A 13,147-nucleotide genomic window follows, 5' to 3' on the forward strand; every position below is an offset into this window, starting at 1 on the left:
TGGCCGCGGCCGTCGGCGGCGTGGTGGCGCCCGCACTGGTGTATCTGGCGGTCGCCGGCGGAACGGCGGCCAGGGGGTGGGCGATCCCGACGGCCACCGACATCGCCTTCGCGCTGGCGGTGCTCGCGGTGATCGGCCGCTCCCTGCCGGACGCGCTGCGCACGTTCCTGCTGACCCTGGCGGTGGTGGACGACCTGATCGCCATCATCATCATCGCCATCTTCTACACCTCGCACCTGTCGGTGCTCCCGCTGCTGGCAGCTGTCGTGCCGCTGGCGGTCTTCGCCGTACTGGTACGACGGGGCGTACGCGCGTGGTGGCTGCTGCTGCCCCTGGCGTTCGCCTGCTGGGCACTGGTGCACGCCTCAGGGGTGCACGCCACCGTGGCCGGCGTGTTGCTGGCGTTGACCGTCCCCGTGCTGTCCCGGACACCGCCGGGCGGCACCGGGACCGGTACGGCGGACAGGCGGGGGCTGGCCGAGCACTTCGAGCACCTGTTCCGGCCGCTGTCCGCCGGTGTGGCCGTGCCCGTTTTCGCGTTCTTCTCCGCCGGGGTCAGCCTCGGTGGCCTCAGCGGGCTGGCCGGAGCGCTGAGCGACCCTGTGGCGATGGGGATCGTGACGGGACTGCTGGTCGGCAAGCCGGTCGGCATCCTGGCCGCCACCTGGTTGGTGGCCCGCTTCACCCGCGCCACCTTGGACGAAGGGCTGGCCTGGATCGACATGGCCGGGCTGGCCGTCCTAGCCGGCATCGGGTTCACCGTGTCGCTGTTGATCGGGGAACTGGCGTTCGGCACGGGCGAGGCCGACGCACGGGTCAAGATCGCGATCCTGGCCGGTTCCCTGGCCGCCGCCTTGCTGGCCACGATGATCCTTCGGCTGCGTGCCCGCGTCTACCGGCGGATCCACCAGGCCGAGACCGCCGACTCCGACCACGACGGGATTCCCGACCTCTACCAGCAGCCCTAGTTCTTCGCCCGCTGCACAAGCACCCCGCCCGGACCGGTACCCCGGCCTCCAGGCCCAGGGGAGGTTGCTGTCATGAATGCGTCTGCTGGGTGGGCGGATACAGGCCGGCCTGGCGGTAGACGGCGGTGAGGTAGCGCAGCATCTCGGCGGCGTCCGGCGGATCCGGCTGCAGCACGCGATAGGTCACGGCCCCGGCCATCATGTCGATCAGCACGTCCAGGTCGGTGTCGGGGGCCACCATGCCGTCCTGCTGGGCGCGCCGGAGCATGGCGGCGGCCAGCTCTCGGCGGGGCAGGATGTAGTGCTTCCAGTAGACGGCCATCAGCGATGGATGGCTCACGGCGGAGCCCATGATGCGGGCGACCAGTGCGCGGAAGTCGGGGCTCGCGGCCATCTCGGCCGCTGCGGGAAGGATGTGCTCGACGATGGCCTGCGGCGGTAGGGCGGAGACGTCGGCGGCCGACGGTGTCACCTCGTCGCTGACCCACCGTTCGATGGCCTGGGCGAGCAGGTCCTCTTTGGTGCTCCAGCGGCGGTAGACGGTCAGCTTTCCCACCCCGGCGCGCTTGGCGATCTGTTCGATGCTGGTGCCCTCGACGCCGCGCTCGACGAACAGCTCCAGCGCGGCGTTCAGGATCGCGGTGTCGGTCTCGGGGTCGCGCGGGCGTCCGCGCCCTCGGGTGGCGGTCATCCGAGGGCTCCGTCCAGCCAGCGGGCGAGCTCGGCGGGGCCGCCCTTGCAGGCCAGGTGGGCGTCCGGGCGTACGAGCATGGCGAGCCCGCCTGCGGGCCCTGCGGCGCGGAGGCTGACCACCTGGTCGCCGAGCCGCTGCCGGGCTGCCTCGAAGGCGGGCTGATCGCCGAGCACGGCCCACTTCCCGCGCAGCTCGGCGTGCAAGCGTGTGCGGCTGCCGTCGGGGCGTTCGCAGGCCAGGTCGCCGATGCGGTCGCCGGGGCGGGGCTTGCGACCGCGCCCACCGAGCGGGCCGCGCCGGTAGCTCACCCACAGCTGGGAGGTCGTGTACGTGGTCCAGCGCTGGATCCATGCCTGGTTGAACACCCGCATCAGCACCTGGTCGCGCAGGAGGCGGCCGAGCGGGCTGCCGGCGATGTTGACCTTGGTGGCGGCGGTGCTGCCGCGCAAGACCTGGGTGGCCAGCGGGCGGCGTTCGGCCTGGTAGGTGTCGAGCAGGCGCTCCGCGGCCAACCCCTGCACGACCAGGGCCAGCTTCCAGGCGAGGTTCTCGGCGTCGCCGAGCCCGGTCAGCATGCCCTGCCCGCCGAACGGAGCATGCACGTGTGCGGCATCCCCGGCCAGCAGGATGCGCCCGTCGCGATAGGTGTCGGCCAGCCGCCGGTGGACGCTGAACAACGACGCCCAGGTGACGTCGTGCAGACGCAGACCGGTCAGGCCGGTGCGTTCGGGCAGGATGCGTCGCATGCGTTCGGCGATCTGTTCCTCGCCGGGTTTGTCGTCGCGGAAGGTGGCGTCGTAGGCGAGCAGCCGCCACTGATCGCCCGGCATCGGCATGGCGCCCAGCACGCCGTCGGGGTGCGCCCAGCCGCTGGTGCCCGACCGGTCCAGCTCGGGGTCGAGGCGGCCGTCGACTAGCAGGAACCGCTCGCTGACCTTCACCCCGGGAAAGCGAATCCCCGCCAGCTTACGAACCGCGCTGCCGCTTCCGTCGCAGCCCACCAGCCAGCCCGCCCGGGCGGTGCTCCCATCGGCCAGCACCGCGGTGACCCCGGCCGCGTCCTGGTCCAAGGTTGTCAGTCTCTTGTCCCATTCCGGCTGTCCGCCCAGTTCGGCAAGTCGCTCACGCAGCCGCGCCTCGACCCTGGCCTGAGAGATCACCATCGGCGGAGCCGCGGTGCCCAGCCCTGGGTCGCCGAACCGGATCTTCATCATCGGACGGTCCCCCGCGTACGTGGTGATGGCCATCGCCCGCACCGACTCCTCCGGCAGATCGCCGAGAGCATCCAGCCGGTCCAGCACCTCCGAGCCGCGAGCGTGCACGAAGTTCGCCCGGGACGTGGTGGCCGGTCCCGCTGCCTTGTCGATCACGCGTACCGAGACGCCGTACTGCAGCAACGCGCACGCCGTCGCCAGGCCCACCGGCCCGGCGCCGACCACCAGAACATCGGTCTCCATGATCAGCCTCAATTTATTAACGGAACGGGATCGTAAACATAATCCATCAACTACTCCGGTGTGTCCAGAGGGGGTGTCTTGCTGCAGATGAGGGGTCGCTGTGGCCCACTCTGTCCACCTGTGGGTGCTGACGCTGGTCAGAGGAGGTAGCGCAGCCACAGGTACGGGGCGACCAGGGCGACGGTGACCGCCGTGACGATCAGGCCGTACTTGGTGAACTGCCAGAAGCTGATCGGCGTGCCGTTGCGGGCGGCGATGCCGAGAACGACGACGTTGGCCGCGGCACCGACCGCGGTGGCGTTGCCGCCGAGGTCGGCACCGAAGGCCAGCGCCCACCACAGCACGTCGTGCCCACCGTTGGCCTGGACGAGTTGCTCCACGATGGGGCTCATCGTGGCGACATAGGGGATGTTGTCCACGATGGCCGACAGCGCGGCCGAGACGCCCAGCAGTCCCAGGGCGGTGGCCTCCGGTTGCCCGCTGGTGACCGAGACGGCGGCTCGCGACAGTTCCTTGATGACGCCGGTCTCGACCAGAGCGCCGACCATGACGAACAGACCGGCGAAGAACACCAGCGTGGGCCACTCGACCTCGGCGATGGCCTCTTCGGTGGTCACCTTGGTCGCGGCCACCAGCACGCCCGCGCCCAGCAGCGCGACCACCGAGGGCTCGTAGTGCAGCACCGGGTGCAGCACGAACGCGGCCATCACCAACGCCAGCACGGCCAGCGACTGCCACAGCAGCCGCCGGTCGGCGATCGCCTCCCGCTCGTCCAGCGCCATGACGGACTCGGCGCGTTCGGGGTCGTAGCGGAATGACCGGCCGAACATCAGCCAGCACAACCCCACGAACACCGCCGTCAGAACGATGACCATCGGGGCCATGTGGGCAAGGAAGTCGTTGAAGGTCAGGCCCCCGCGGCTGGCGATGATGATGTTCGGCGGGTCGCCGACCAGGGTGGCCGCGCCGCCGATGTTGGAGGCCATCGCCTCGGCGATCAGGAAGGGCACCGGGTTGACGGCGAGCCGTTCGCACACCAGGAACGTCACCGGTGCGACCAGCAGCACGGTGGTCACGTTGTCCAGCAGCGCCGAGGCCACAGCGGTGATCAGCACCAGCAGCACCATCAACCGGAACGGCCGGCCCCGGGCACGCTTGGCGGCCCAGATGGCGAGGTATTCGAAGACGCCGGTCTGCTTGAGGACACCGACGATGATCATCATGCCCAGCAGGAGGAAGATGACGTTCCAGTCGATCCCGGCGTGCCGGGAGAAGAACGCCGCCTCGCCCTTGGTGGCATGGATCAGCAGCATGATTCCCGCGCCGCCGAGCGCGGCCGCGACTCGGTGGACCTTTTCGGTGGCGATCAGTGCGTACGCGACCAGGAAGACCGCCACGCTCACCCACGCGAGCACGCTCATATCGGGAGCACCCGGTCCAGCAGTGCCTGCAGCGTCACCGCCCCGATCAGCCGCCGGTACTCGTCGACGACGGCGACCAGCGGGCTGTGGGTGCGGGCCATCAGCGCGGCCAGTTCCAACACGGTCGCCTCAGGGTCGGCGACCGGGAGTTCGCGCGGCTGCCGTGGCAGGGCGTCGCGTACGGTACGGTCGTGCAGCTCGCGCAGGAAGGCGTCGGCGTGGGCCTCGTCCACCACCCGCGCCAGCGCCGGATCGTCCTGGCAGTAGCCGGGCACGGCCAGACGCAGCACCTGCGTGCCGGGCAGGATCGTGACCGGCGAGTCTCCGCCGTCGACCACGATGAGACCCGGCAGGTCCTGCTCGGCCAGCAACCTGGCCGCGTCGATCACGGGAGAATCCAGGCGGACCGTGGGGAAGTCGGTAAGCAACTCTCGGGCGCGCACCGGCACATCCTTCGCTCAACGGGGACAGAACGTGCCGACCAGACTTCCCGGCTCACCTGTAGACAACGTATCAAGGCCTGTCAAGATCGCCGCGAGCGGATCGGCAGTTCACCGCCCCGTTCACCGTGAAGGCGGCCGTCGGCGCCGTCAAGAATCCGTCTGTTCGCTTGACACGGCCGCTGCTAAGGTGAGCGTCGGTGCGCCGGGAAGTCTGGTCGGCAAGATCGCGATAGCTGGACCGACCGGAGGCGTTCCATGATGTGTTCTTCGCGGTGCCCCTGATGAGCGCGTTACTGACGGCGTTCGCGGGCGTGCTGCTGCTGGCTGTGCTGCTGTCCAGCCTGGCCCACCGCACCATCCTGTCCACGGCCGCGCTGTTCCTGGTGGCCGGGTTCGTCCTCGGCGACGGGGTGTTGGGCGTGGTCTCGCTCAAGCCGGGCGACGAGCTGGTGGCGACGCTGGCCGAGCTGGCTCTGTTCACCGTGCTGTTCACCGACGGAATGCGGGTGGGCTGGCCGGAGCTGCGCAGCGCCTGGAGACTGCCGGGGCGGGCGCTCGGCTGGGGACTGCCGCTCACCCTGGTCATCACCGCCGTGGGTGCGCACTACCTTGTGGGGCTGGGCTGGGTCGAATCTCTGCTGATCGGCGCCATCCTGGCGCCCACCGACCCGGTCTTCGCCGCCGCCCTGGTCGGCAACGAGAAGGTGCCACCCCGGCTGCGGCAGCTGCTCAACGTCGAGTCGGGGGTCAACGACGGGCTCGCGCTGCCGTTCGTCATTCTCTTCCTGGCCATCGCCTCCGGAGCGCAGAACCTGCACCTGGGCGAGCTCAGTCTGGAGCTCGGCCTTGGCGTGCTCATCGGAGTCGTCATCCCCTGGGCGGCGATCAAACTGGAGCAGACGCGCTGGTTCTCCGCCTCGACGCAGTACGAACCGCTCAACGCCCTGGCCATCGGCCTGCTCGTGCTCGCCGTCGGCAAGGCCACACACGGCAACCTGTTCCTGGCCGCCTTCTTCGCCGGCATCACCGTCGCCACCATCGGGCAGCGGCAACGTGAGTCGTTCGAGCACTTCGGCGAGCTCATCGCCGAAGTTTTCAAGCTGGCCGCGCTGCTGGTGTTCGGCGCGCTCATCACCCCGTCCCTGCTCGGGTCGGTCGGTTGGCAGGGATGGCTGTTCGCGATCCTCGCCCTCGTGCTCGCCCGGCCGGCGGCCATCTGGTTGTCGTTCCTGCGATCGGGGCTGTCGGTGCGCGAGCAGGCGGCGGTGGCCTGGTTCGGCCCCAAGGGCTTCGCCTCCGTCGTGTACGGGCTGCTCGTGCTCGGCTCCGGCATCGCGCCCGCCGAGCAGGTGTTCCAGCTCGTCGCGGTGACCATCGTGGCCTCGATCCTGCTGCACTCCTCGACCGACATCGTGGTGGCGCGCTGGTTCGATGACGAGCGTGAGGTGCCGGCCTGGTACGGGAGCGTCACCCGCAAGATGCGCCGACGGGAGTGACCGTGCCGGGGCTGATCCGCCGGCTCGTCCCGGATATCTGCCCGTCCCCCTTTCACACAAGGAGGTGTCATGGTGTCCACTTCCCGCGCAGCCTTTTCCGAGCGCGCTACCGTCGTCGCGCGCCTGCCGGCGGGCCCGGTGGAATACCGGCTGGAGGGCGATGGTCCCAGGACGGTCGTGGTGTTCCACGGCGGTCACATGCGGGCAGGGCTGGCGCTGGGGGAGGAGGTCTTCGCCGACGCCGGTCTCACGGTGCTGGCGCCCTCGCGCCCCGGTTACGGGCGTACGCCGATGACCACGGGCACCACGCCGGCCGGCTTCGCCGACGCCACCGCCCAGCTGTGCCAGACCTTAGGCATCGAACGCCTGGCCGCAGTGGTGGGGATTTCGGCCGGCGGGCGTACCGCGCTGACCATGGTCGCCCGCCACCCGCACCTGGTCGAGCGCGTCATCCTGCAAAGCGCCGTCGGATTCCTGCCCTGGCCCGACCGGCTGACCCCGCTGGGCGGCCGGGTGGTGTTCAATGCCCGGGTGGAGGCCGGTACCTGGGCGATCCTGCGGTCCCTGGTCCGCCTCGCACCGTCCCTGGGGCTGCGCCTGCTGCTCCATGACCTGTCAATCCTGCCCGCCCGCCAGGTCCTGGCGGGCCTGTCTGCCGCCGAGCGGGCCACGCTGGCCGGACTGTTCACAGTGATGCGCTCCGGAAGCGGCTTCGTCGCCGACATGCTCCCCGTGCCGGACTGCGCCGCGCAGGTCAGCCAGCCCACGCTGGTCATCGCCACCCGCAACGACCGGTCAGTGCCCTTCGCTCACGCCGAGTCCTTGGCTGCGGCGATGCCGAATGCCGAACTGGTGGACACCCGGGCCGACAGCCACATGATCTGGTTCGGCCCTGACCACCCCCGCATCGCCGCGAAGATCCGTGATTTCCTCGCCGCAGGCTGAGCGCGGCTACCGCTTCTCGGCATAGACGAAGCGTTCGAGGTCGGACACCAGCAGCTCACGACCCACCGGCTCCAGGTAGCGGGCCCGATATTCGGCGGCGCCGACCTGCTCACGCTCCACCCAGCCATAGCTCGCCAGCAGGCCGCCGACCTCTCCCGGAGCCAGACCGAACCGCCACAGCCGCCGCTTGACCACGAACTCCTCGTGCAGCGCCATAGCCCCGTGGCCGCCACCGTCCAAGAAATCCCGCAGCACGTAGGTGAACAGCAGCCGGCTGCCTGCCGCGGCCTGGGACAAGAACGCCAAGGTGGCGAGAACCCCCTCCTCGGTCAGGTACTGCGTGACCGCCTCCCACACGAACACCGCCGGCCTCCCAGTCTGGAACCCGTGCTCGGCCAGCACTTCCCCCAGATCGTCGGTCTCGAAGTCGACACCGATCAGCCGCACGTGTTCCGGCACGCCGCCGGACAGTGTTTGCAGCCGCTGCTGTTTGTCCTCGACGTTCGCCGGCAGGTCCAGCTCATAGGCGCGCCCGCCGGACGGCGTCAGATGGCAGGCACGGGTGTCCAGCCCCGCCCCGAGCACCACCACCTGCGTGATCCCGGTATGGAAGGCCTCAGTGACCTTGTCGTCGGCGTACCGCTTGCGGCACAGCACGGCGCCCCAGATCCCCGGTGCGCGTTTCTCCGATGCTGCGATCATCCATCGGCGCACGGCAGGCCATCGGCATGCCCGGACGGCTGCGCGCATGGTCATGGGCAGGAGCCCGATCGCCAGCCCGTCCTCGATCAGGCGCCGGCCGGGCGGCTCGTACTGCTCGGCGGCGGCGATCATCATGGGGCCGAGCGCGGTCTGCGCCGCCGCGGGCCGCCGCGTCATGCCTCATCCCTCCGATCGGCCCGTGCCTGCGATGGTGGCAGTGGGGCGTCGTCGAACACCTTTGCCATCCACTCGAACGTGGCGTGCGCCTGATGCATCCGCCCGGCACGGTCCTCCTCCTGGCCGGTCAGCGCCAGTCCATCCCGGGTGATGTCCAAGAACGCGGCGATCCCGGCGACCTGCCGACGCACCACAACCGTCCAAGCGTCCTCGGCCATCCGGTAGTAGACGGTCCGCTCGCCTGGCCGGGTCCGCCAGTCGAGGAAGCCCATGCTGGTCAGGAGCCGCAGGTTCGAGGTCAGCGAGGCGCGGCTGGCGCCGATGGCGTCGCTGATCTGCCCGGCGGACTGCTCGGGCGGATCGCAGATCATCAGCCAGCCCAGCACCCGCCCGGCGATCGGCGGCACCCCGTCGCGCGCCAGGTACATGGCGACCCGCTCCACCCACTCCAGCAGTTGCTCTTGTTCGGTCACGCCCGATCCGCCTCCCATTGCAGTTATTTCAGTATGCGCTAAAATCCATGTATTGATCAAAGATACGCCTCAACCAAGGGGCGTGCTGTTGGTGAGCCGGGAAGCCTGGTCGGCCCGTGACCTGCGGTTGCGGAGAACGGAGGACTTTCCTATGGCCACGCGTACTCTCACGGTGCTGATCGGCAGCGGCGTCGCCGCCGGTGTGCTCGTACCGGTGCTGTTATGGGCCGACGGCGCCACCCGCCCCGGCTACAGCCTCTGGCACCACGGCGCCAGCCAGCTCGGCACCGGCGAACGTGCTTGGCTGCAGACGGCCAACTTCGTGCTCGGCGGGCTGCTCCTGCTGGCCTTCGCGGCCGGGCTACGCCGGGTCTTGCGCGGCGGCCACGGCGCCACCTGGGGACCGGTACTGATCGCGGTCGCGGCGACCGGGATGATCGTGGCCGGGCTGGTGCCCACCGATCCAGCCCTGGGTTATCCGCCCGGGCAGCCGGCCTCGACCACCGGCGGGCTCACCACCAGCGGCCTCATCCACCAGGCAGCCGGCTTCGCCCTGTTCGCCGGGTTAAGCGCCGCCGCGTTCGTGCTGGCCCGGCGCCTGGGACGGCAGAGTCGCGCCTGGGTTGTCAACTCGCGCCTGTCCGGCTCCCTGATCATCACCTTCGCCTTCGCCGCGGGCATCGCCTACCGCCTCGATGTCCTGGGCCTGTGGCGTCCGGCCCCCGCGGGCCTGCTTGAACACCTCTCTTTGCTGACCGGCTTTGGCTGGATCACCGCGGTGGGCGTTCATCTCCTGCGCAGCAACGTCCCCGGAGGTCCGACCACACCTCCGGCAGGCACCCAACATCCGCTTCACCAGGCACCATGACCGGCGCTGACCACCTGGGTCAGCGCTTCCCGGATGGTGGTCAAGTCGGCGATTCGTGCGTCCACCTCGGTGATCTTGGCCTGGGCGCGGGCGCGCAGGTCGGGGGTGGGGTGGCCGGGCCGGCCGGTGTCGATCAGCTCGGCCACCTCCGCCAGGGTGAAGCCGAGCCGCTGGGCGGCTTTGATCACGGTCAGCAGGGCGACGGTTTCGGGTGGGTAGGCGCGGTGCCCGCCGGGGCTGCGCGCCGGTTCGGCGATCAGCCCGCGGCGTTCGTAGTAGCGCAGGGTCTGGAGGTTGATTCCGGCCTGTTCGGCCTGCGGTGGGTTGAAGGCGCCGTGCAGGTGAGGGACGGCCCAGACGTTCCTGGCCGAAGGGAAGTCCTGGGGCATCCGGACGCCGGGCGGGTCCCCGGGAACGGTGCGCCACAAGGTGACGTCGACCGCCGGCTGCAGCAGGTGCGTGGTGGGCAGGTGGTTGCGGTAGCGGACCACCACCGGGCGGTTCCGTCGCGCTACCAGCGTCGGCCCCAGGTAGCCCAGGCCGATCGGTCCGTCTTCGCCCGCGGCCCAATATCCCCAGGCCTGCCCGGGCGGCAGGTCACGGTGGAAACGCCAGGGAGCCTGCAGCATCGTCAGCTCGTAGTAGTCCGCCCCGGGGTATGCCGACCGCTGCGGCTCCGGTATCGGCAGGCGCGGCACCGCGTCGACGTACTTGGCCAGGGAGATCTCCCCATCGAGCGGCGTGGCGCGTTACTTTCCGTAGCCGCCTGACCACTTCCCCTCATGCGGACATACATCCAAAAGCGCGCATCACGGCCCGCCTGGTCTCTATTGACAGCGAACTTAGGCAGGTCGCTGGATCGCCCGTCGTAGGCCGTATGTGGCGGCGCCAACGGTCAGCACCGCTACTCCCGCGATCACTGAGGAAAGCGGCAAGGCGAAAGCGAGGGTCAAACAGCCGGCCAAGCCGACGGCGGGTATCAGCCGCACGGGGCGGCCCTCGCCGGGTGTGAGGGTCCAGGCGCTGGCGTTGGCGATGGCGTAGTAGACCAGCACGCCGAAGGAGGAGAAGCCGATCGCGCCGCGCAGGTCAGCCGTACCGGCCAGGATCGCCACGATGGCGCCGATGACCAGCTCGGCGCGGTGGGGGACCTTGAAGCGGGGGTGGACGGCGGCCAGCACGTGCGGCAGGTGCCGGTCGCGGGCCATGGCCAGCGTGGTGCGGGAGACACCCAGGATCAGCGCCAGCAGCGAGCCGGTCGCGGCCACCGCCGCGCCCACGCTGACCAGCGGTGCCAGGGCGGGCAGCCCGGCGGCGCGCACGGCCTCGGCCAGCGGGGCGGTCGCCCGGCCCAGACCTGTGCTGCCCAGCACGGTCAGCGCCGCCACCGCGACCGCTGCGTACACCACCAGGGTCAGGCCGAGCGCGAGCGGGATGGCCCTGGGGATGATCCGGGCCGGGTCGCGGACCTCCTCGCCCAGCGTGGCGATGCGGGCATACCCGGCGAAGGCGAAGAACAGCAGACCTGCCGCCTGCAGTGTCCCGGCGACAGTGGCATCAGAGGCCACATCCAAGCGTGTGGCGTTCGCGGCGCCGGAGGTGAGGCAGATGACCGCAACCGCAGCCAGCACGGCCACCACCACGGCGACGATCGCTCTGGTCAGCCAGACCGTCTTGTGCATCCCGGCGTAGTTGACCGCGGTGAGCGCCACCACGGCGGTCACCGCGACAGCGTGCGCGTGCTCGGGCCAGAGGTAGGAGCCGACGGTCAGCGCCATCGCCGCGCACGAGGCGGTCTTGCCGACCACGAATCCCCATCCGGCCAGGTAGCCCCAGAAGTCCCCCAGACGCTCTCGCCCGTAGACGTAGGTGCCGCCGGAGGCGGGGTAGCGGGCGGCCAGACGGGCCGAGGAGGTCGCGTTGCAGTACGCGACCACCGCGGCGAGCATCAGCCCGAGCAGCAGCCCCGAACCGGCGGCGCGGGCGGCCGGCGCGAAGGCGGCGAAGACGCCGGCGCCGATCATCGAGCCGAGTCCGATGACGACCGCGTCGGCCAGGCCCAGGCGGCGCTCCAGTTGCCCCTGACCGGTGGGGGCGGGTGTGCCTGCCACGGCGACCTCCCATTGGAACGGATCCCGATCTCGGGTCACGAGACTGCTTGGCTGGGGGTGCGGCGTTGTGCACGCCGACGAACAGCATCTAGGTACGTGCGGTGAGCCGATCGGCTCACCCATGGGACATATGGCTTCGGGCCCGTTGTTCAGAGGCGTCGCTCAGGACGCGGGCCGATGGGCGGGCTGGAACAGTTCGATCAGGTTGCCGGCGGGGTCGGCGAGCAGGATCTGGCGCCCGCCGGGGCCGGAGACCACGTCGCTGTGGAACGACAGATCCGCGTCGCGCAGCCGGGCGATCTCGGTGTCCAGGTCGTCGACGATCAGGTGGATGCGGTTGCGGCCCGCGCCTGCGGCCTGGTCGGGGGTGGCACGGGCACCGGAGCTGGTGGGCCCGGACAGCAACAGCCGCAGCGGCCCGCGTACCACGTCGGCGAAGGCGGGCGCCGCGCTGAAGTTCAGGGTGAAGCCGAGGTGAGTGGTGTAGAAGTCGATGGCCGCTTGGACGTCGTCGACGATGTAACGGACGCTGGCGACCTGGTCGGCTGCTGTCATGGCTGAACCTCCCGGTGCGGGGTGGGCAAAAGGATGGGCTGCAGGTATCGGATGCGGCGGTCGATCTCCGCGGCGGTACGGTCGAAGGCGGGATAGCTGTCCCGGGCCGTGTTGTCGCCGTTGGCGGCGGCGGGGTCGGGGATGCTCCAGTGCAGGCGTTGCGGGTGGTCGTCGAAGTCGCGGCAGACCTCGCGGACCTTGTCGCACAGGCTGATCACATAGTCGAAGCGGCGGCCGGTCATCGTGTCCAGACGCCGTGGGCGCTGGTCGGCGATGTCGATGCCGTACTTCTGGCGCAGCACTCGCACGGCGTCGGGGTGCAGGTGCGTTTTGGGGTGGCTGCCGGCGCTGGTCACCTCGGCGCGGTTGCCGACGCGGTGGCGCAGCAGGGCCTCGGCGATGGGTGAACGGGCGCTGTTACCGGTGCACATGAACAGCACGGAAGGCACCGCCGATGTTCCTGCCGCTTTCGCCGGCTCGGCGGGGAGCAGACGCAGCGCGGGATGCAGGGCGGCACCGGCGGCGGCCATTGCGTGCGCACATTGCTCCAGGTCCAGGTGGTAGTAGCTGTCGCGGCCGTCGAAACTGCTGCGGCGGGCCTCGACCAGCCCGGCCGAGCGCAGGAGCCGCAGATGGTAGGAGACCAGGTTCTGCGGCTGGCCGAGCAGGGTGACGAGCTCCCGCACGCGCAGATCGCTGCGTGCCAGTTCGCTCAGGAGCCGCCAGCGCACCTCATGGGCGGCCAACCGGACGAACGGCGGCGGAACGGTTTGACCGGGCACCATGCTTCGGATAATACATCAAACTGGTTTGATGGAATTTCGGTGGGTGCGCTGA

At 70.1% G+C, this 13,147-nt stretch carries 14 protein-coding genes; 4 read left to right on the forward strand and 10 right to left on the reverse strand.

The window, feature by feature from the left end; genetic code table 11:
- On the forward strand, positions 1 to 968 hold a 968-nt coding region (locus tag AB0L65_RS59685; protein WP_364265979.1), incomplete at its 5' end, for a Na+/H+ antiporter NhaA.
- A gap of 70 nt (positions 969 to 1,038) precedes the next feature.
- Here the strand turns inward: AB0L65_RS59685 and AB0L65_RS59690 are convergent.
- From AB0L65_RS59690 to AB0L65_RS59705, 4 genes are all read right to left on the reverse strand, one after another.
- A complete protein-coding gene (locus tag AB0L65_RS59690) occupies positions 1,039 to 1,659 on the reverse strand; it encodes a TetR/AcrR family transcriptional regulator (protein WP_364265981.1) in 621 nt (206 codons plus the stop codon).
- Positions 1,656 to 3,119: an FAD-dependent oxidoreductase gene (locus AB0L65_RS59695; RefSeq protein WP_364265983.1), complete on the reverse strand. Its 1,464-nt coding sequence runs from the start codon at positions 3,117 to 3,119 to the stop codon at positions 1,656 to 1,658. The genes AB0L65_RS59690 and AB0L65_RS59695 overlap by 4 nt, the downstream gene beginning before the upstream one ends.
- A gap of 137 nt (positions 3,120 to 3,256) precedes the next feature.
- Positions 3,257 to 4,540: an ArsB/NhaD family transporter gene (locus AB0L65_RS59700; RefSeq protein ID WP_364265985.1), complete on the reverse strand. Its 1,284-nt coding sequence runs from the start codon at positions 4,538 to 4,540 to the stop codon at positions 3,257 to 3,259.
- Complete coding sequence (locus tag AB0L65_RS59705; protein WP_364265987.1) at positions 4,537 to 4,983, reverse strand: CBS domain-containing protein; 447 nt, start codon at positions 4,981 to 4,983, stop codon at positions 4,537 to 4,539. Before AB0L65_RS59705 ends, AB0L65_RS59700 begins: the two co-directional genes overlap by 4 nt.
- A 281-nt stretch (positions 4,984 to 5,264) precedes the next feature.
- Here AB0L65_RS59705 and AB0L65_RS59710 point away from each other — a divergent pair, with 281 nt between their 5' ends.
- Positions 5,265 to 6,479, forward strand: a complete 1,215-nt coding sequence (locus AB0L65_RS59710; protein ID WP_364265989.1) for a cation:proton antiporter — start codon at positions 5,265 to 5,267, stop codon at positions 6,477 to 6,479.
- 69 nt (positions 6,480 to 6,548) lie between these two features.
- The gene (locus AB0L65_RS59715; protein ID WP_364265991.1) at positions 6,549 to 7,424 is read left to right on the forward strand and encodes an alpha/beta hydrolase; all 876 of its coding nucleotides are present in this window, start codon (positions 6,549 to 6,551) and stop codon (positions 7,422 to 7,424) included.
- A gap of 6 nt (positions 7,425 to 7,430) precedes the next feature.
- On the opposite strand, the gene AB0L65_RS59720 is transcribed toward AB0L65_RS59715, so the two are convergent.
- Both AB0L65_RS59720 and AB0L65_RS59725 read right to left on the reverse strand, forming a co-directional pair.
- On the reverse strand, positions 7,431 to 8,303 hold the full coding sequence (locus tag AB0L65_RS59720; RefSeq protein WP_364265993.1) for an SAM-dependent methyltransferase: 873 nt from the start codon (positions 8,301 to 8,303) through the stop codon (positions 7,431 to 7,433).
- Positions 8,300 to 8,776, reverse strand: coding sequence for a transcriptional regulator (locus AB0L65_RS59725; RefSeq protein ID WP_364265994.1), 477 nt, complete (start codon positions 8,774 to 8,776; stop codon positions 8,300 to 8,302). Before AB0L65_RS59725 ends, AB0L65_RS59720 begins: the two co-directional genes overlap by 4 nt.
- A 172-nt stretch (positions 8,777 to 8,948) precedes the next feature.
- Between AB0L65_RS59725 and AB0L65_RS59730 the strand changes: the two genes are divergently transcribed.
- On the forward strand, positions 8,949 to 9,644 hold the full coding sequence (locus AB0L65_RS59730) for a DUF998 domain-containing protein (RefSeq protein ID WP_364265996.1): 696 nt from the start codon (positions 8,949 to 8,951) through the stop codon (positions 9,642 to 9,644).
- Here the strand turns inward: AB0L65_RS59730 and AB0L65_RS59735 are convergent.
- The 4 genes from AB0L65_RS59735 to AB0L65_RS59750 all read right to left on the reverse strand — a co-directional run bounded on the left by AB0L65_RS59735 (position 9,629) and on the right by AB0L65_RS59750 (position 13,095).
- The gene (locus AB0L65_RS59735; RefSeq protein ID WP_364265998.1) at positions 9,629 to 10,342 is read right to left on the reverse strand and encodes a MerR family DNA-binding protein; all 714 of its coding nucleotides are present in this window, start codon (positions 10,340 to 10,342) and stop codon (positions 9,629 to 9,631) included. The two genes, AB0L65_RS59730 and AB0L65_RS59735, sit on opposite strands and share 16 nt — an antisense overlap.
- 144 nt (positions 10,343 to 10,486) lie before the next feature.
- Positions 10,487 to 11,755 carry an APC family permease gene (locus tag AB0L65_RS59740; RefSeq protein ID WP_364266000.1) on the reverse strand — a complete coding sequence of 423 codons (1,269 nt, stop codon included), beginning with the start codon at positions 11,753 to 11,755 and terminating at the stop codon, positions 10,487 to 10,489.
- A 162-nt stretch (positions 11,756 to 11,917) separates the two neighbouring features.
- Positions 11,918 to 12,310, reverse strand: coding sequence for a VOC family protein (locus tag AB0L65_RS59745; RefSeq protein ID WP_364266002.1), 393 nt, complete (start codon positions 12,308 to 12,310; stop codon positions 11,918 to 11,920).
- Entirely contained in the window at positions 12,307 to 13,095 is a 789-nt protein-coding gene (locus tag AB0L65_RS59750; protein ID WP_364266004.1) for a metalloregulator ArsR/SmtB family transcription factor, read from the reverse strand. Before AB0L65_RS59750 ends, AB0L65_RS59745 begins: the two co-directional genes overlap by 4 nt.
- Positions 13,096 to 13,147: the final 52 nt, after the last annotated feature.

The sequence above is a fragment of the Nonomuraea sp. NPDC052116 genome, assembly GCF_040680035.1.
Lineage (GTDB): Bacteria > Actinomycetota > Actinomycetes > Streptosporangiales > Streptosporangiaceae > Nonomuraea > Nonomuraea angiospora_A.

Excerpts from the sequence above, each read along its gene's own strand:
- AB0L65_RS59745 (WP_364266002.1), bottom strand. The coding sequence starts at position 12,310 with ATGACAGCAGCCGACCAGGTCGCCAGCGTCCGTTACATCGTCGACGAC.
- AB0L65_RS59695 (WP_364265983.1), bottom strand. The coding sequence starts at position 3,119 with ATGGAGACCGATGTTCTGGTGGTCGGCGCCGGGCCGGTGGGCCTGGCG.
- AB0L65_RS59700 (WP_364265985.1), bottom strand. The coding sequence starts at position 4,540 with ATGAGCGTGCTCGCGTGGGTGAGCGTGGCGGTCTTCCTGGTCGCGTAC.
- AB0L65_RS59750 (WP_364266004.1), bottom strand. The coding sequence starts at position 13,095 with ATGGTGCCCGGTCAAACCGTTCCGCCGCCGTTCGTCCGGTTGGCCGCC.
- AB0L65_RS59710 (WP_364265989.1), top strand. The coding sequence starts at position 5,265 with ATGAGCGCGTTACTGACGGCGTTCGCGGGCGTGCTGCTGCTGGCTGTG.
- AB0L65_RS59690 (WP_364265981.1), bottom strand. The coding sequence starts at position 1,659 with ATGACCGCCACCCGAGGGCGCGGACGCCCGCGCGACCCCGAGACCGAC.
- AB0L65_RS59715 (WP_364265991.1), top strand. The coding sequence starts at position 6,549 with ATGGTGTCCACTTCCCGCGCAGCCTTTTCCGAGCGCGCTACCGTCGTC.
- AB0L65_RS59720 (WP_364265993.1), bottom strand. The coding sequence starts at position 8,303 with ATGACGCGGCGGCCCGCGGCGGCGCAGACCGCGCTCGGCCCCATGATG.